At 69.6% G+C, this 17,814-nt stretch carries 12 protein-coding genes; 4 read left to right on the forward strand and 8 right to left on the reverse strand.

Going from position 1 to position 17,814, the window contains the following annotated elements:
• Window positions 1–3: 3 nt before the first annotated feature.
• Window positions 4–669, reverse strand: coding sequence for a type 1 glutamine amidotransferase domain-containing protein (locus tag M2317_RS05065; RefSeq protein WP_429457923.1), 666 nt, complete (start codon window positions 667–669; stop codon window positions 4–6).
• Window positions 670–771: 102 nt separating this feature from the next.
• Here M2317_RS05065 and M2317_RS05070 point away from each other — a divergent pair, with 102 nt between their 5' ends.
• Window positions 772–1,680 carry a LysR family transcriptional regulator gene (locus M2317_RS05070; RefSeq protein ID WP_429457924.1) on the forward strand — a complete coding sequence of 303 codons (909 nt, stop codon included), beginning with the start codon at window positions 772–774 and terminating at the stop codon, window positions 1,678–1,680.
• Between the two features lie 4 nt (window positions 1,681–1,684).
• On the opposite strand, the gene M2317_RS05075 is transcribed toward M2317_RS05070, so the two are convergent.
• From M2317_RS05075 to M2317_RS05105, 7 genes are all read right to left on the reverse strand, one after another.
• Window positions 1,685–2,257: an antibiotic biosynthesis monooxygenase gene (locus tag M2317_RS05075; RefSeq protein WP_429457927.1), complete on the reverse strand. Its 573-nt coding sequence runs from the start codon at window positions 2,255–2,257 to the stop codon at window positions 1,685–1,687.
• Between the two features lie 88 nt (window positions 2,258–2,345).
• On the reverse strand, window positions 2,346–3,137 hold the full coding sequence (locus tag M2317_RS05080) for an ABC transporter ATP-binding protein (RefSeq protein ID WP_429457928.1): 792 nt from the start codon (window positions 3,135–3,137) through the stop codon (window positions 2,346–2,348).
• Window positions 3,134–4,222, reverse strand: coding sequence for a FecCD family ABC transporter permease (locus M2317_RS05085; protein WP_429457930.1), 1,089 nt, complete (start codon window positions 4,220–4,222; stop codon window positions 3,134–3,136). The genes M2317_RS05080 and M2317_RS05085 overlap by 4 nt, the downstream gene beginning before the upstream one ends.
• A complete protein-coding gene (locus M2317_RS05090; RefSeq protein ID WP_429457933.1) occupies window positions 4,219–5,247 on the reverse strand; it encodes an iron chelate uptake ABC transporter family permease subunit in 1,029 nt (342 codons plus the stop codon). Before M2317_RS05090 ends, M2317_RS05085 begins: the two co-directional genes overlap by 4 nt.
• Before the next feature lie 10 nt (window positions 5,248–5,257).
• On the reverse strand, window positions 5,258–6,148 hold the full coding sequence (locus M2317_RS05095) for a siderophore-interacting protein (RefSeq protein WP_429457934.1): 891 nt from the start codon (window positions 6,146–6,148) through the stop codon (window positions 5,258–5,260).
• The gene (locus M2317_RS05100; protein ID WP_429457936.1) at window positions 6,145–7,110 is read right to left on the reverse strand and encodes an ABC transporter substrate-binding protein; all 966 of its coding nucleotides are present in this window, start codon (window positions 7,108–7,110) and stop codon (window positions 6,145–6,147) included. The genes M2317_RS05095 and M2317_RS05100 overlap by 4 nt, the downstream gene beginning before the upstream one ends.
• 103 nt (window positions 7,111–7,213) lie before the next feature.
• Window positions 7,214–8,002: a helix-turn-helix domain-containing protein gene (locus M2317_RS05105; RefSeq protein WP_429457938.1), complete on the reverse strand. Its 789-nt coding sequence runs from the start codon at window positions 8,000–8,002 to the stop codon at window positions 7,214–7,216.
• 56 nt (window positions 8,003–8,058) lie between these two features.
• On the opposite strand from M2317_RS05105, the gene M2317_RS05110 reads away from it, so the two are divergent.
• The 3 genes from M2317_RS05110 to pulA all read left to right on the forward strand — a co-directional run bounded on the left by M2317_RS05110 (window position 8,059) and on the right by pulA (window position 17,754).
• On the forward strand, window positions 8,059–9,633 hold the full coding sequence (locus tag M2317_RS05110; RefSeq protein WP_429457941.1) for an ABC transporter transmembrane domain-containing protein: 1,575 nt from the start codon (window positions 8,059–8,061) through the stop codon (window positions 9,631–9,633).
• Window positions 9,630–11,372 (forward strand): ABC transporter ATP-binding protein, encoded by a 1,743-nt coding sequence (locus M2317_RS05115; RefSeq protein WP_429457943.1) that lies wholly within the window; start codon window positions 9,630–9,632, stop codon window positions 11,370–11,372. Before M2317_RS05110 ends, M2317_RS05115 begins: the two co-directional genes overlap by 4 nt.
• A 376-nt stretch (window positions 11,373–11,748) precedes the next feature.
• Window positions 11,749–17,754: a pullulanase-type alpha-1,6-glucosidase gene (pulA, locus tag M2317_RS05120; protein WP_429457945.1), complete on the forward strand. Its 6,006-nt coding sequence runs from the start codon at window positions 11,749–11,751 to the stop codon at window positions 17,752–17,754.
• Window positions 17,755–17,814: the final 60 nt, after the last annotated feature.

A 17,814-nucleotide genomic window follows, 5' to 3' on the forward strand; every position in this document is an offset into this window, starting at 1 on the left:
GACTCAGGCCAGCGCGTCCAGCAGAGCGCGGGCGGCTGAGGCGGACGACTGCGGGTTCTGCCCGGTGATGAGTCCGCCGTCGACGACGACGTGATCGCTCCACGGCTCGGCGGCGGACACGTCCGCGCCCTGGGCCCGCAACGCGGACTCCAGCAGGAATGGAGCGCGGTCGGCGAGACCGCCCAGTCGCTCCTCCTCGTCGGTGAAGGCGGTGAGGCTGCGACCCGCGACGAGCGGCGTCCCGTCGGCGGTGCGCGCAGGCAGCAGGGCGGCGAGACCGTGGCAGACCGCGACCAGCGGACGGCCCGCATCGACGGTGGCGGCGATCAGCGCACCGGACGCCGCATCGGTCGCGAGGTCCTGCATGGGGCCGTGTCCGCCGGGGTAGTACACCGCGTCATACTGCTCGGCGTCGACGTCGGCGAGCACGAGCGGGGTGTCGAGCCCGGTGAGCGCGGCGATGGCCCCGGCATCCCCGTCCTGCAGGCTGCCGGCGTCGACGGCGGGAGCGACACCGTCGGGCGTCGCGAACGCGACGTGATGACCGGCCTCGGTCAGCAGGCGGTACGGCGTGAGCAGCTCTTCTGCCCAGTAGCCGGTCGGGTGCTCGGTGCCGTCCGTGAGCGTCCAGGTGCGGGCGCCGGTGACGACGAAGAGGATGGTGGACATGTGTTCTCCTGGGATCGAGCGGCATTCGGGAGGGGATGCCGCGGGCTGGCGATACCCGGATCAACGAGTGCCACGCACGGCTGATTCCGATACATTCTCGATATGAGCGATCGGAATTCCGATGGACTGGGTGACCTGGTCCTGTGGCGCAGCTTCCTGGCCGTGCACCGTTCCGGTTCGGTGTCGGCGGCGGCGCGGACGCTCGGCGTCGCCCAATCGACGGTCACCGCGCATCTGCAGGCGCTCGAGCGCACGGCGGGTGGAGCCCTGTTCACGCGAACCGCACGGGGCATGCTGCCGACCGCCCGCGCCGACCAGCTGGCGGCGCGCCTGTCGGATCCTTTCGATCGTCTCGCCGACGCGCTGGGCGGTGCCGGGCACGGCGCGGTGGTGCACAGCATCCGGATCGGTGCGGCCGCCGAGTTCACCGCCTCGATCATGATGCCGGCGCTGGCGGCGGCGGTCGCTTCGGGCCTGCAGGTGCACGTCACCACGGGGCTCGCCGATGATCTGCTCGATGCTGCCCGCGCAGGACGGCTCGATCTCGTGGTCTCGTCCGTCCGGCCGCGCGGGCGCGCGTTGGCCGCTGCCGGGCTCGTCGACGAGGAGTTCGTCCTGGTGGCGTCCCCGCACCTGCAGATCGATCCGGCCGACGTGGCGGAGCAGGGGCCGGTCGCGCTGTCGCGTTCGCCGCTGCTCGCCTACGCGCAGGACGTGCCGATCCTGCGCCGCTACTGGCGTCACGTCTTCGGTGTGCGGCTGGAACGTGAGCCGTCGCTGGTGGTTCCGGATCTGCGTGCGCTGGCCGCAGCGGCCAGCGCCGGTGCCGGCATCACAGTGCTGCCGACGTATCTCATCCGCTCCGAGCTGGCCGACGGCAGGCTGCGGATGCTGGTGGAGACCGATGATCCGCCCATCAACACGCTGTTCCTCGTCCGGCGGCCCGGAGCACCGGCCGAGGCATCCCGGATCGTCGAGGATGCACTCCGGCGGGCCGTCGCCGGGCTATGACGGCTCAGCGCGCCAGCCAGCCCCGCAGCATCCGCGTCACCCAGGGGAGCACCCAGTACGTCATGACCGGGGTCAGGACGAGGGTGGTCACGAGCACGCGCAACCAGATCGGCAGGTCGCCGAAGCCGGGCACCGGCGTCATGAGGTAGGTGAAGAGCAGATTCACGGGGAAGAATCCGAGCCAGATCGTGACAGCCTGCTTCCAGCGCACGGGCGCCGGTGCGTCGGGCTGCGCGTCGGCGGGGAGCGGGACGGCTCCGGTGGCCGGTTCATCGAACCAGCCCTCGATGCCGGTGCGTCGTTTGGCGCGCTCGCTGAGGACGAGGTTCTGGCCGGTCGAGTGCCATTCGGCGCGCTCGGCGGAGCTCTCCCAGGCCTCCAGAGTCTCCGCGTTCGCGAAACGGTAGAGCATGTACCAGACGTGCGAACTCTCGCCGGCGCGGATCCAGCCGGATCCGAGGAAGCCGGGGTGCTTGTTCGCGAGGTTCACCCCGGTCTGCACCCAGGCGGTCGCCTCGGAGATGTGGGCCGGGTCGACTTCGCGGCGGATGGAGACGGTGATGGGTTCGCTGGACATGGGTGGGCCCTCGGGAGAATCGGATGCTTGTGGCGCATACGAGTGTAAGCCGAGGTTGTTTCCGCGACGTTGCCGGAGTCTCGCCGGATCAGCGCGGCACGACCAGGGGTGTGCCGGTGTGCGGGTCGGGGATCACCGAGCACGCCAAGCCGAAGACCTCCTCGACGCGCTCGGCCGTGACGACATCGGCGGGTGCTCCGTACGCGACGACCTGCCCGTCGCGCATCATGATGATGTGATCGGCGAAGCGCGCGGCCTGATTCAGATCGTGCAGCACCGCGACCACCGTGCGTCCTTCGGCATGCAGGCGGTGGAACAGCCGAAGCAGGTCGTACTGGTGCGCGATGTCGAGGAACGTGGTCGGCTCATCCAGCAGCATGGTCGGCGCATCCTGAGCGAGCAGCATCGCCACCCAGACGCGCTGGCGCTGCCCGCCGGACAGTTCGTCCACGAGCCGGCCCGCGAGCTCGGTCGTCCCGGTCGCGGCCAAGGCAGCCGCCACGGCGGACTGGTCCTCTCGCGACCACTGCCGCAGGATCGTCTGATGCGGGTGGCGTCCACGGGCGACCAGATCGGACACCCGGATGCCGTCGGGGGCGATGGAGGTCTGCGGCAGCATGCCGAGCGTGCGGGCGATCTGCTTGGTCGGCAGCTTCGCGATCGCGTCGCCGTCGAGCAGGACCTCGCCGGCGGTCGGCCGGATCAGGCGCGCCAGCGCGCGCAGCAGGGTGGATTTGCCGCACGCATTGGGACCGACGATCACGGTGAAGGAGCCCGTGGGGATCTCGACGTCGAGATGCTCGGAGACGACGCGGCCGTCGTAGCCGATCGTCGCATCGTGCGCGGACAGGCGCGCAGGGGTGGTCAGGGTGGTGGTCAACGTCTTCTCGCTTCGTGGATGAGGAGCCAGATCAGGTAGATACCGCCGAGGCAGACCGTGACGATGCCGACGGGGAGCTGCGTCGGTGCGAACAGCCGTTGGGCGAGCAGGTCGCTCGAGACGAGCAGCAGGGCACCGACCGCGGCCGATCCCGTCAGGGTCACGCTCGCCGATCCGGTGAGCCGGCGGGCGATCTGCGGCGCGGCCAGCGCGATGAACGCGATCGGTCCTGCCATCGCCGTGACGACGGCGGTCAGGCCGACCCCGACGACGATGAGGGTGATCCGCACGGGGCCGGTGCGGATGCCGAGTGCCGCCGAGGCGTCGTCGCCGAGCTCGAGCATGTGCATCCGGTCCGCGAGGGCTGCCGCCACCACCGCGAGCGGCACGATGAAGCAGGCGGCGATGCCGACCTGCTCTGCGGTGATGAGGTTGAGCGACCCCGCGCCCCATGCGCTCGCCAGCAGCGCGATGTTGAGATCCGCATTGAGGATGATCCACGAGTTCAGCGAACCCAGCATCGAGGCGATGCCGATGCCGACGATGATGAGGCGGAATCCGTGAAAGCCCCGCTGGAAGGCGAGCAGGTAGACGACGAGCGCGGTCGCCATGCCGCCGGCGATCGCGGCCAGGGCCGTGGTCGCCGTGCTGACTCCGATCGTGGTGATCACGAGCAGCGCACCGGTGTACGCGCCCGCGTCGAAGCCGATCACGTCCGGGCTGCCGAGAGGATTGCGGGTGAGCGATTGGAAGATCGCTCCGCCGATGCCGAGCGCGATGCCGAACAGGATCCCGGCGGCCACCCGCGGCATCCGCCAGTCGAGGATCACGAGCTCGGCTCGGGAGTCGCCGAAGCCGAGCAGAGTCGAGATCACTTCCGAGATCGAGAACGACGACTCGCCGACGCCGAGCGCGACGAGTCCGACGACGATGGCCGCCGCGAGGATGGCGATGGCGACCACCGATGCCCGCACGCCGATGCGACGCGAGACGCGGGTCGTCTGCAGCGTGACGACACGGCGGCCGGCCGCCACGGGCCGAAGGTCGGCATCGGTGCGTGCCGCGTCGTCCACCGGCGCCGTCACAGCCCGCTCGCCTTGCGTCGTCGGACGAGAGCGATCAGGACGGGCGCCCCGATCACGGCCGTCACGATCGAGACCGGCAGCTCACCGGTGGGCATCACCAGGCGGCCGACGACGTCCGCGGTGAGCAGCAGGAGAGGCGCGGCGAACAGGGTGCCCAGAAGGATCCATCCCTGATGGGGGCCGACGAACCATCGCACCGCGTGCGGCACCATGAGCCCGACGAACGCGATGGGCCCTGCGGCGGCGGTCGCCGCACCGCAGAGCAGGGTGACCGCCACGATCGACAGAACGCGTGTCAGGACGACGCGCGACCCGAGCGCCGTCGCCAGGTCGTCGCCGAGTGCGAGCGCGTTCAGCGCCGGAGCGAGGCAGAACGCCAGGACGATCCCGATGGCGAGAAACGGCAGCACCGTGTACACGTCGGAGGTCAGCGAGGTGAGCGAGCCCGCGTTCCACGTGCGCATCGAGTCGAACGCCTTCGGATCGAGCAGGCCGACCGCCGCGACGACACCGCCCATCACGGCGCCGAGGGCGACGCCGGACAGGGTCATCCGCATGGGATCCGGGGCGCTGCGTCCGGCGGTGCCGATGAGGTAGACGAGCACGGTCGCCAGGATCGCACCTGCGAACGAGAACCAGATGTATCCGCTCGCGGCCTGCAACCCGAAGAAGGCGACGCCCACGGCCACACCGAGGCTCGCCCCGGCGTTGACACCGAGGATGCCGGGGTCGGCCAGCGGATTGCGGGTGAACCCCTGGATGAGTGCGCCGGCGATGCCGAGGGCGGCGCCCACGGCGATGCCGATGATCGTGCGAGGGACCCGCATCCCGCGCACGATCGCACCGGGGTCGCCGGCGCCGGAGGCGAGGCCGGCCCACACCTCGGCCGCCGACAGCCGTTGCGAACCGAACGCGAGGCTGGCGACGCATACGAGGACGAGGGCTGCGGCCAGGACGACCACGACCAGGCCCCGGCGCGCGACCGAGACCCGGGGTATGGACTCCTCGACGAGGACGGCGGTCATGCGGCGACGATCACAGGCCGAGCTTCTCCAGCTCGGCTTCGTACTCGTCCTCGATCTCCTCCTCGGAGCGCGTCTGGTCATCCCACATCGCCGTCAGGCGACCGAGGGTGGTCTCGTCGAGGCTGTTGTACTTCTCGCGCCACTCCTCGGCGTTCGCGGTCCAGTAGCCGATCACCTTGTAGGCGGTCGAGGGGAGCTTCAGCTCGTGGCGCAGGTGCCTGCGCACGCCGCGGGTGGCCTTCGTCTCCCCGGCCACCCAGACGTACCCCGGCCCGTCCGGCAGATCGGATGCGCGCAAGATATCCTCGATGCGGGTCGGGCCGTGTCCATTTCCGCCGTGGACCCAGTGCAGCTCGACGCCGTCGGCGACCGTGATCTCCAGCTCGTCGTCGGCCGAAGCGACCTCCACGACGACACGGGTGCGGACGCCGGTCGGGGCCGTCTCGGCGAGCCGTGCCGCGGCCGGAAGACCGGTCGCATCCGCGATCAGCAGCTGCCATTCGATGCCGTCCTCGGGGGCGTACAGCCCCTTCGGGGTGTTCACGCCGACGACGTCCCCCGGCCGCGCACGAAGCGCCCACGCCGCGGCGACGCCTCCGTCGTGCACGACGAAGTCGATCGTGATCTCCTGCGCTGCGGCATCCCACGCGCGCACGGTGTACGTGCGCATCGGTGCCGGTTCGACGCCCTCGGGGAAGTCCCAATAGCCGTCCTCCGTGGGGAACGGGAGGTTCGGCTCGGCCTGGTCGTCCTTCGGGAAGAAGACCCGGAAGTACTCGTCGCCGACGCCTGTCGAGACGAAGCCGTCCAATCCCTCCCCACCGAAGACGATGCGGACCATGCCGGGGCTCAGGCGTTCGACGCGCTGGGCGACGATGCGGTGCACGAGATTGACGCTCATCCGAGCAGCGCCTTCTCGACGATGGTCAGGAACGCGTCCTGGCCGCTGGGCGATCCGTAGAGCATCTCGTAGTTGTACGGGTAGTACTCGCCGCTCTTCACGAAGGGCAGGTTCTGCCACAGCTCGTTCTGCGACAGAGCCTCGTCGTCCTCCACCCAGAGCGTGCCGTCCTCCTCGGCACCCGTGAAGACCACGTCGATCCCTTCGAGCTGTCCGACCTGTTCCGGACTGAGCTCGGCGTATTCGTCGCTGGCGGGCAGTCCCTCCTCGGTCGCGTTCATGAGCGGCGACATCTCCAGGCCGAGGTCGGCGAACACCAGGCACGGCACGCCGTAGCAGGACGTGGTCACCTGACCATTGAAGTAGCCGACGTCGGCGACGACGGGATGGATGTCCGCGGCATCCAGGCGCTCGCGGATGTCCGAGACGCGAGCCTCGTACTGGTCGAGCCAGGCCTGCCACTGGTCCTCGCGACCGAGGTCGGTCGCCATCTGCTCCGCGACATCGCGCCAGTCGCCGCCGTCGAAGGCGTTGTAGGTGTAGGTCGGGGCGATCTTCTGCAGCTGCGCGTCGAGGTCCTTCTCGTAGCCGAGGCCGTTGAGGATGAAGTCGGGCTCGGCTTCGAGGACGGCCTCGAGGTTGAACTCGGGGTAGTTGCCGAAGGTGTCCAGTCCCTCCAGCTCGTCCTGCGGGAAGAAGTCGGGGAACGCGGTGAAGTCGTCGCGGATCGGCTGAGAGCCGGCGAGCTCGTAGCCGAGAGTGATGAGCAGATCCACGTCCGTCGTGTAGAAGCCGAGGGCGGCCGTCGGCTCGGTGGGGATCTCGACATCGGATCCGGCCGGGGTCGTCAACTCGATCGTCTCGGATGCCGTGGAGGAGGCATCCGAGCTGGCGGAGGCGCAGGAGGTGAGGAGCAGGGCCGTCGCCGCAAGCGCGACGAAGGACAGGGGTGTGGAGCGCATGGATCGTCTTCCAGGAGGGATTCGGGAGTGCAGGCCCAGATAAGGCTTGGCTAACCTATTATGAATCCGTCGGGTGTCGCACAGCGGACAGACCGTGTCGTGCTCAGGCCGACTTCCGGCCGGAATCATGCCGCGCCGAGGCGAACTCCCCCGGTGTACGGCCGAGTTCGCGCCGGAACGCCTGTACGAACGCGCTGGGCGTCGCGTACCCGGATCGCCGGCTGACGCTGGCGACGGTGTGGTCGGCCGCGAGCCACTCGATGGCCTTGCGCATGCGTGCGCGAGTCCGCCAGGTCGAGAAACTCATCCCGGTCTCGATGACGAACAGTCTCGAGAGATTGCGCCCGCTGGCGCCGACGTGGCGACCCCAGTCCTCGATCGACCGGTCGTCCGCGGGGTCGGACAGCAGCCCCTCGGCCACCTGACGCGTGCGCGGATCGAGCGGCAGGGGAAGATCGACGGTGGCGGACTCGACTGGTTCCAGCAGATTCAGCGCGAGCTCCTCGGCGTGCAGCCGCGGCGTCCGGGCGAGGTAGGGGGCCGCCTCGAGCCGATCGAGCAGCACGCGGACCACTTCGGGCATGGCGACGGCCGTCGTCGTCGTGCCGACGGCGTCCACATCGCTGTCGACGTAGGTGCATCGGAACGTCGTCCCCGCCGCGGCGATCACGCGATGGGTGACCCCCGCCGGGATCCACAGTCCGAGCGTGCCGGGAATCGCGAAGTATCCGTGGTCGGTCTCGGCGGTGAGTGCGCCGCGGGTGCCCCAGAGCAGCTCGTGATGGTCCGTATGCGCGTGCGGTTCCCACTCCACGGTGTCCGCGAGAGCGAACGCGTTCGTGCCGATCCGCCAGCGGGGTTGCGCGTCGAGGTCTTGTCCGCTCTGCGACATAATCTGTCTGCCTATCGTCTTGCAGTCATGGTTAGGCGAACCTAAGCTATCACGACGTGCCCTCCTCCGTATCGCCCTGGATCCGCGGCCGTCGGGGTCTGCTGATCCGCGCATCCACAGGGTTCTCACTCCACCAGGCCTGCGAAGCGGCCGTGCCCATCACAGTCGGCGTCATCATCGACATCGCGATCGCCGGATCCGATCCGGTGGGACTCGCGATCGGCATCGGCATCCTGCTCGTGGTGTTCCTCGTACTGATGCTCGCCTGGCGCACCGGGGAGCTCGCCGCCGTCGCGCTGTACACCGAGATGGACTACACGACGCGTCGGGACCTGCTGGCCCGCGTGCTCGATCCGATCGGCCAGGCGCGGCGACGCGGGGGCGAAGTGCTCTCGACGCTGACCAGCGACGTCGGCGAGGCTTCGTCGGTTGCCTGGACCCTCGGTCGCGCGATCTCGTTCGCCGTCGCGATCGCGGTGGCGGCGACCGGGCTTCTGCTGGTGTCCGTGCCGCTGGGCGTCGCCGTGCTGATCGTCACGCCGGTGCTCGTCGTCGCCGTCCACTTCATCACCGGCCCGCTCGAGCGACGCACGGCGGCGGAGCAGGCGGCGCTCGCCGACTCCTCCGCCCTCGCCTCGGACCTGCTCTCGGGCCTGCGCACGGTCAAGGGGCTGAACGCGGAGGACGAGGCCAGGCGCCGCTTCCGCGCCGCGAACACGACGACTCTGTCGGCCGCCCTGCGCGCAGCCAGGGCCGAGGGGGTGTTCTCCGGCGTCACGACCTTGCTCTCCGGGCTCTTCCTCGTCGTCCTCGCGGGGATGTCCTCTCAGTTCGCGCTCGACGGTGCGATCACGGTCGGCCAGCTGGTGACGGTGGTCGGACTCGCGCAGTTCCTGCAATGGCCGGTCGCCTCGCTCGCCTTCGTGGGACCCGAACTCGCCAAGGCCCGCGCGTCACGGCGACGGATCGAGGAGCTGTCAGGAGGGGAGACGGATTCGCTCGGCGCTCCGGTGAAGGCGCCGCGCGGGGACGTGATGATCGACGGCGTCCGACTGCCCTCGGGTCGGGCGGTGACCGTGCTCATCGCCGCCGGAGAGCTGGTCGGCATCGAAGCGGAGGAGGCCGACGCGATCGCGCTGAGCGAGCTCTTCGCCGGAGCGGCACCCGCGCAGCAGGGGTCGATCCTGATCGATGGCGAACCGCTTGTGCGTCCTCCGCTGCCGGGGGACGCGCGCGTCGTCTCCGCACCGCACCAGGCCGTTCTGCTCACCGGAACAGTGGCCGAGAACGTCGGCGCATCCGATCGGGACGACCTCGTGGACGCCGCCGCGCTCGGCGATGTGCTCGCAGGGGAGGGGTGGGGCCGCCAGGTCGGCGAACGGGGCATGCTCCTCTCCGGCGGCCAGCGGCAGCGCGTCGCACTCGCGCGCGCACTCGCAGCGCAGCCGAGCGTGCTCGTGCTGCGCGATCCCACGACGGCGGTCGATGCCGTCACAGAGGCGACGGTCGCCGATGGCATCCGGCGTCACCGGCGCGGGCGGACGACGATCCTGCTCACGCACAGTCCGACCCTGCTGGCTGTGTGCGACCGCGTCGTGAGGATCGGTCGGACGCAGGAGGTGCGCGCATGACGATTCCTCTTCGCACCGCTGATCCTCGGCGCACACGCAGGGTCCTCGCTGGTCTGGTGCGCCAGCACGGGACGGGTCTCGCGGTCGCCGTGACGGTTCTCGCCCTCGCGGCAGCCGCCGGCATCGCGACCCCGTTGATTCTCGGCGGCGCGATCGATGCCGTCACCGATGGGGACGGCGCGCTGGTGCGACTGCTGCTGATCGTGCTGCTCGCGACCGTCGTCGTCCAGGCGGTGCTCGCGACCGGATCGTGGATCGCCGTCGCCGGCGTCGGCGAACGGATGCTGGCGAAGCTGAGAGACCGGCTGATGACCCACATCCTGCGGATGCCGGAGCGCCGCGTCGAGGCCGCTGGTCGGGGGGAGCTGGTCTCACGGGTCTCGGGGGATGTCGCCGTCGTCGGGGACACGGTCTCCTCGGTGGTCCCGACGGCCGCCGGGGCGGCGTTCTCGATCGCCGCCGCAGCGGTGGGACTGGCCGCGATCGATCCCCGGCTGACGCTGGCGGCGTGCCTCGCGGTTCCTGTCCAACTGGTCGCTCTGCGGCACCATCTGCGTCGCTCGATGCCGGTGTACCGTGCATCCAGGGAGGCCGCGGGCGAGCGATCGCAGCGGATGCTGGAGGGCATCGACGCGCACGCCACGCTGTTGGCCTTCGGCAGCACGGCCGGGGTCGAGGCGCGCGTCGACGAGTCCGCGCGTCGCGCCGCCGACCTCAGCATCCGCGCCGCTCGACTGGGAGTGCGCTTCTGGGGGCGGCTCAACATGGCGGAGTTCGTCGGTCTCGCCGCCGTGCTCGTCGCCGGTTTCCTCCTCGTGCAGTCCGGCGCGACGACGATCGGCGCGGCGACGGCGGCCGCACTGATGTTCTTGAACCTGTTCGGTCCGCTCGGCACGGTGCTCGCCGGATTCGACGATCTGCAGCGCGCCTCGGCGAGCCTGTCGCGACTGGTCGGCGTGCTGGACGAGCCCGTCGAGAGCGAGCGCGACGTGCCGGATGCGCGGGAGGATGCCGTGATCGGCGTCCGGATCGAGGGCGTCGGCTTCTCCTACGGCGACGCCGCGGTGCTCGCCGACATCCACCTGGACGTCGGGCCCGGCGAGCACGTCGCGATCGTCGGGGCGAGCGGGGCAGGGAAATCGACCCTGGCGGCGATCGTGAGCGGGCGGCTCGCCGCGGCATCCGGCCGTGTGCGCTTCGAGGGGGCGAACGAGCCGCGCGTCGTGCTGGTCGCGCAGGAGAGCCACGTCTTCTCGGGTCCCCTGGCGGATGATCTGCGTCTCGTTCGTCCGGATGCGACGGACGCCCAACTGACCGACGCCCTCGCCGACGCTGGGGCGGAACGGTGGGTGGCGAGGCTGGATGCCGGTGTCCAGACGGTCATCGGCGCCGGTGGCGTCGACCTGACCGATGTCCAGCGCCAGCAGCTCGCCCTCGCGCGGGTCCGGCTGCGCGATCCGCACGTGCTGGTCATGGACGAGGCGGCCTCGGAGGCGGGCAGCGCCGACGGCGACGTCCTCGATCGCGCGGCGTTGCGCCTCGCACGAGGGCGGACCACGATCACGATCGCGCACCGCCTCGAGCAGGCGAGCATGGCCGACCGGGTGGTTGTGATGGATGCCGGTCGCATCGTCGAGATGGGGTCGCACGACGAGTTGCTGAGCGCGGACGGCGGCTACGCCCGACTGTGGCGCGCGAGCGGACACGGAGAGGCACGTCAGGACGATTTCGCGCGGTGATCGCGCGGGGGTCTCGGGAAGGGAAGAGAAGAGACCCCCGCCGACCCGATTCGGCGGGGGTCTCATGCGGTTGGAAACCGCGAGCGGGAGCGATGCTCACCGCGGCGCGGAAAGTTCCTGACTACCCGTTCCGGTCTGATTCTTCCGCGCAAGAGCAGTTGTAATCGCCCGAAGTGTCCGGCGGGTGAACGCCGGTCGAACTTCGCACTATCGGACTGGAAGCGCTTGCGATATGGGCACCGCCACCCGTGGACGAGTCAACTCTAGTAAGAAATATCACCTGGAAGCGCTTGCAGGTTTCCGTGCGCAACTGCTAGCTTCGGGACCACAGCACCCGAGCACGTCGTCGTGCCCTCCGTCCCCTCAGGAGACTCCCGTGTCGAAGAAGACCGTTCACCGCCGCACCGCCCTGCTCGCCGCCGTGGCACTCGCCGCCTCCGGCATCGGCACGATCGGCGCCCCCGCAGCGGCATCCGCCGCCGACCGGACCGTCGCGCTGGTCGGCGACCTGCAGTCAGAACTCGGCTGCGCTGCCGACTGGGCACCCGACTGCGCCGAGACCGAGCTCCTCCCCACCGGTGCCGAGGGGATCTACAGCGCCGAGTTCGAGGTCCCAGCCGGGACTTACGAGTACAAGGTGGCTCTCGACGACACCTGGGATGAGGCGTACGGTCTCGACGGCGGCGGCGACAACATCCCGCTCACGATCGACGGCCCGTCGACGCTGCGCTTCACGTTCGATGACACTCTCAAGCGGGTCGGTCTCGAGGTGGTCGACCTCCGCGGCGGCTACGGCGACGACGACGCGGCACTCGTGAACGCCCCCGTCCGCCAGCCGGGCGACGGCGAGCAGTTCTACTTCGTGATGACCGACCGCTTCGCGAACGGCGACACGACGAACGACACCGGCGGTCTCACCGGCGACGCGCTCACCACCGGCTTCGACCCCACGAACAAGGGCTTCTACCAGGGCGGCGACATCGCGGGTCTGCACCAGAACCTCGACTACATCGATGGGCTCGGCACCACGGCGATCTGGCTCACCCCGAGCTTCGCGAACAAGCCCGTCCAGGGCGAAGGTGCGAATGCCAGCGCCGGCTACCACGGCTACTGGATCACGGACTTCACCCGCATCGACCCGCACCTGGGCACGAACGCCGAGCTCGAGGCGCTGATCGCGGACGCCCACGACCGCGGCATCAAGGTCTACTTCGACATCATCACCAATCACACGGCCGACGTCATCGACTACGCCGAGAAGACCTACGACTACGTCGACCAGGCGACGAGCCCCTACACGGATGCCGCGGGTACCGCCTTCGATCCCGCCGATGTCGCGGGATCGCCCGACTTCCCGGAACTCGACCCCGCCACGAGCTTCCCATATACGCCCGTGGTCACCGACGAGGACGCGAAGGTCCCGGCCTGGCTCAACGACCCCACGCTGTACCACAACCGCGGAAACTCGACCTGGTCGGGAGAGTCCGTCACGTACGGCGACTTCGACGGTCTGGACGACCTGATGACCGAGCATCCGACCGTCGTGAACGGCTTCGTCGAGGTGTACGAGGACTGGATCGACCTCGGCATCGACGGGTTCCGCATCGACACTGTCAAGCATGTGAACTTCGAGTTCTGGGAGCAGTGGTCCAAGGACGTCCTCGACTACGCGCACGCGCAGGGCGACGACGACTTCTTCATGTTCGGCGAGGTCTACGACGCCGACCCGGTGAAGCTGTCGCCGTATGTGCGGAATACCGACATGAACTCGGTCCTGGACTTCACGTTCCAGTCCTCGGCGGTGAGCTTCGCGGCGGGCAACTCGGCCAAGGGGCTGCAGTCGCTGTTCGCCGGCGACGACTACTACACGACCGCCGACACGTCCGCGACGGCGCTGCCGACCTTCCTCGGCAACCACGACATGGGTCGCGTCGGGTCGTTCCTCGACAACCTGGACGCGCCGCTCGAGCGCGACGAGCTCGCGCACGAGCTGATGTTCCTCACCCGCGGCCAGCCTGTCGTCTACTACGGCGACGAGCAGGGCTTCACCGGCCCCGGCGGCGACAAGGACGCCCGCCAGACGCTGTTCGCCACCCAGGTCGACGAGTACGCGGACCAGAACCTCATCACGGGCGAGCAGGCCGGATCCGTCGACCGCTACGCCACCGACGCTCCGCTCTACGCGCATATCGCCGAGATCTCGGCCCTGCGCGCCGCCCACCCCGCCCTGTCCAGCGGCGCGCAGATCGAGCGCTACGCGGCATCCGGCCCCGGCATCTATGCCTTCTCCCGGGTGGATGCCGACGAGAAGGTCGAGTACCTCGTCGCGGTCAACAACGCCACGACCGCGCAGACCGTCGACGTCACGACCCTCACGGCCGACGCCGGTTTCGCGCCGCTCTACGGCGACGCCGCAGCGTTGACCACGGACCAGAGCGCCGTCACGAGCATCACGGTTCCGGCCCTGTCGGCCGCCGTCTGGAAGGCGGATGCCGTGGTGACCGCTCCCGCCGAGGCGGCGCCGATCACCCTCACTGTTCCCGCACCGGGTGCAGGCGTCGAGGGTCAGGCCGTCGTCACGGCGGACATCGCCGACCAGTGGACGCAGACGAGCTTCTCCTGGCGCGTCGCCGGCTCGGACGAATGGCACCCGCTCGGCACCGCCGAGGACACCGATCCGCGGGTCTTCCACGACCTCGGGGGCCTGAAGAAGGGCACGCTGGTCGAGTACCGCGCCGTGACGACGGATGCTGCAGGGCACCATGCCGCGGCATCCACCTACGCGTCGGTCGGCAACGCCGTGACCCTCACCGAACAGGAGGAGCCGCAGCCGACGTTCGATTCGGTGACGATCGCCGGCAGCCTGAACTCCGAGATGGGCTGCGCCGCCGACTGGGAGCCCGGCTGCGAGAAGGCGAAGCTGACCCTGCGCGCCGACGGCGTCTGGGCCGGGACCTTCGACCTCCCCGCCGGCGATTACGAGTACAAGGCGGCGATCAACGGCAGCTGGACCGTCAACTACGGCCAGAACGGCGTCCCGGACGGCTCGAACATCGCGATCGCGCACGCCGGCGGACCGATCTCCTTCTACTTCGACCCCCGCACGAACATCGTGCAGTCCAGCGCCGAAGGACCCACCGTCACGCTCGCCGGATCCCTGCAGGACGAGCTCGGCTGCGCCGCCGATTGGGCGCCGGACTGCCTCGGTACGCTCATGGCCGATGGGGATCGCGATGGCGTGTACGAGTTCTCGACCTCGGCGCTTCCCACCGGGGCATACGAACTGAAGGTCGCGCACGGTCTGAGCTGGGCCGAGAACTACGGCGCCGACGGCGTCCGCGACGGGGCGAACATCTCGTTCAGCGCGACCGAGGGCAAGGTCACGACGTTCCGCTACACGCTCGAGACCCACGTGCTCGAGATCGTGAGCGACGACCCGCCGCTGCCGGGTGTCGGCGAACTGCGCGCGCACTGGATCGACGAGAGCACGATCGCGTGGCCCGCGGACCTCGGATCGACCGATGACGCCGCGTACGTGCTGCACTCGGCATCCGACGCCTCCCTCGCTCTGACGGACGGGCAGGTCACCGGCGACGATGCGATCGCACTGACCGTCGACGGTCCGCTGACCTCGGAGCAGACCGCGCGCTTCCCGGCCCTTGCCGGCGCCCTCGCGCTGAAGCTCCCCGACGCGGATGCCGCGGCCCTCGTCCGCACTCAGCTGGCCGTCTCGCAGGCGGGTGTCGACGGAGCACTCACCGCGTATACGGGGGTGCAGCTGCCCGGCGTGCTGGACGACCTGTTCGCACCGGAGCTCGACGACGTCGATCTCGGCGTGACCTTCCAGGGCAAGAAGCCGACGTTCCGGCTGTGGGCGCCGACCGCCCAGCAGGTGACCCTGCTGACCTGGGATGCGGGCGCTGACGGAGACCCCGTCCGCCACGAAGCGACGTGGAATGAGGCATCCGGCGTCTGGCAGGTGAAGGGCGACAAGAAGTTGAAGAACGACGAGTTCCTGTGGGAGGTCGTCGTCTACGCGCCCAGCACCGGGAAGATCGAGACCAACCTCGTCACCGACCCGTACTCCACGGCGCTGACACTGAACTCGGAGCGCTCCGTCGCCGTCGACCTCGACGACAAGGCGTGGGAGCCGAAGATCTGGAAGAAGGCCGAGGCGCCCGAGGTCGAGCGCGATGTGGATCGGGCCATCTACGAGCTGCACATCCGCGACTTCTCGATCGGCGACGAGTCGGTGCCGGAGGACAAGCGCGGCACCTACCTCGCCTTCGCCGAGGACAGCGCGGGCACGGATCAGCTCCGCGAGCTGGCGGATGCCGGCATCAACACGGTCCATCTGCTGCCGTCCTTCGACATCGCCACGATCGAGGAGGACCGCTCGGCACAGGCCGTGCCGGAGTGCGACCTCGCCTCATTCGGTCCCGACTCCGCGGAGCAGCAGGCCTGCGTCGGCGCTGTCGCCGGAGCCGACGGATTCAACTGGGGCTACGACCCGTTCCACTACTCGACGCCGGAGGGCTCGTACGCGGTCGACGCGGACGGCGGTGCCCGCGTGAGCGAGTTCCGCACCATGGTCGGATCGCTCCACGACATGGGGCTCCAGGTCGTGCTGGATGAGGTGTTCAACCACACCGCGGCATCCGGACAGGCGGACACATCGGTCCTCGATCAGGTCGTGCCCGGCTACTACCACCGCCTGAACGCCTCCGGTGCCGTCGAGACGAGCACCTGCTGTCAGAACGTCGCGACCGAGCATCTCGCCGCTCAGAAGCTCATGGTCGATTCGATCGTGACGTGGGCGAGGGAGTACCGCGTCGACGGCTTCCGCTTCGACCTGATGGGACACCACTCGAAGGCCAACATGCTCGCCGTGCGCGAGGCGCTGGATGACCTGACGGTCAAGAAGGACGGCATCGACGGGTCGTCGATCTACCTGTACGGCGAAGGCTGGAACTTCGGCGAGGTGGCGGACAACGCCCTGTTCGAGCAGGCGACGCAGGGCCAGCTGGGCGGGACCGGCATCGGCACGTTCAACGACCGGCTGCGGGATGCCGTGCACGGCGGCAGCCCCGTCGACGGCGCCTCCACGTTCCGCCAGGGCTTCGGGACCGGTCTCGGCACGGACCCGAACGGGGACCCGATCAACGGCACGCCCGAGCAGGCGATCGCGGACCTCGGCCACGAGACGGATCTCGTGAAACTGGGGCTGGCGGGCAACCTGCGCGACTATTCGTTCACGACCAGCGACGGCGTCGTGACCGCGGGATCCGGCATCGACTACCGCGGGGCGCCGGCCGGCTACGCCGACGAGCCGGGCGAGGTCATCAACTACGTCGACGCGCACGACAACGAGACGCTGTACGACCTGTCGGTGCTGAAACTGCCGACCGGCACCTCGATGGCGGACCGCGTCCGCATGAACACGCTGTCGCTGGCCACTGTGACGCTGTCGCAGTCGCCGTCGTTCTGGCACGCCGGCACCGAACTGCTGCGGTCGAAGTCGCTGGATCGCAACAGCTACGACTCCGGCGACTGGTTCAACCGGATCGACTGGACCGGCCAGGAATCGACGTTCGGCTCGGGCCTCCCGCCCGCGGCGGACAACCAGGACAAGTGGTCGATCATGGCACCGCTGCTGGCGGATCCTGCACTGAAGCCCGCGGCCGCCGACATCGCATCCGCCGAGGCGTCCGCGCTGGATCTGCTGCGCGTGCGCGAGGAGGTCGACCTGCTGCAGCTCGGATCGGCGGAACTGATCGGCGAGAAGGTGACGTTCCCGAACGGTGGGACGGATGCTGCGCCCGGCGTCATCGTGATGCTCATCGACGATCTGGTGGGCGACGACGTCGACCCGGCGCTGGATGGCGCCCTGGTCGTGTTCAACGCTTCGGCCGAGGCGGTGACGCAGACGGTGCCGTCTCTGTCCGGCCGCGGCTTCGCGCTGACGGATGCGCAGGCGAACGGCGCCGACGCCGTCGTGAAGACCACGACGTGGGATGCTGCGGCGGGAACGGTGACGGTACCCGCGCGCTCGGTGGCGGTCCTCGTGGACGAGCAGGCGGAGCCGGTGGACACGCGCATCCGACTGTCCTCGCCGAAGATCACGGCGAAGGCCGGATCGACGTACACGCTGAAGGCGACGGTGTCGGCTGACGACGGCAGTGCGCCGGTGGGCACGGTGACGGTGCTCGATCGCGGCTCCGTCGTCGCCACGATCGAGCTGACGACGGATGCCCGGGGCAAAGTCCAGGCGACCATCCCGAAGATCAGCCGCGGCCTGCATCTCCTCTCGGTGCGGTTCGAGGGGGCGGAGCCGTACGAGCCATCGCGCACGCTGCTGCCGCTGCCGGTGATCGTCCGCTGATCGCATCGAGCGGGTGGGCCGGGGTGCCCGGAACCACCCGCTCTGCACAGGGGACGAGTT

The sequence above is a fragment of the Microbacterium sp. ZKA21 genome, assembly GCF_050434165.1.
Classification (GTDB): domain Bacteria; phylum Actinomycetota; class Actinomycetes; order Actinomycetales; family Microbacteriaceae; genus Microbacterium.

Excerpts from the sequence above, each read along its gene's own strand:
- M2317_RS05065 (WP_429457923.1), bottom strand. The coding sequence starts at position 669 with ATGTCCACCATCCTCTTCGTCGTCACCGGCGCCCGCACCTGGACGCTC.
- M2317_RS05070 (WP_429457924.1), top strand. The coding sequence starts at position 772 with ATGAGCGATCGGAATTCCGATGGACTGGGTGACCTGGTCCTGTGGCGC.
- M2317_RS05075 (WP_429457927.1), bottom strand. The coding sequence starts at position 2,257 with ATGTCCAGCGAACCCATCACCGTCTCCATCCGCCGCGAAGTCGACCCG.
- M2317_RS05090 (WP_429457933.1), bottom strand. The coding sequence starts at position 5,247 with ATGACCGCCGTCCTCGTCGAGGAGTCCATACCCCGGGTCTCGGTCGCG.
- M2317_RS05095 (WP_429457934.1), bottom strand. The coding sequence starts at position 6,148 with ATGAGCGTCAATCTCGTGCACCGCATCGTCGCCCAGCGCGTCGAACGC.
- M2317_RS05100 (WP_429457936.1), bottom strand. The coding sequence starts at position 7,110 with ATGCGCTCCACACCCCTGTCCTTCGTCGCGCTTGCGGCGACGGCCCTG.
- M2317_RS05105 (WP_429457938.1), bottom strand. The coding sequence starts at position 8,002 with ATGTCGCAGAGCGGACAAGACCTCGACGCGCAACCCCGCTGGCGGATC.
- M2317_RS05115 (WP_429457943.1), top strand. The coding sequence starts at position 9,630 with ATGACGATTCCTCTTCGCACCGCTGATCCTCGGCGCACACGCAGGGTC.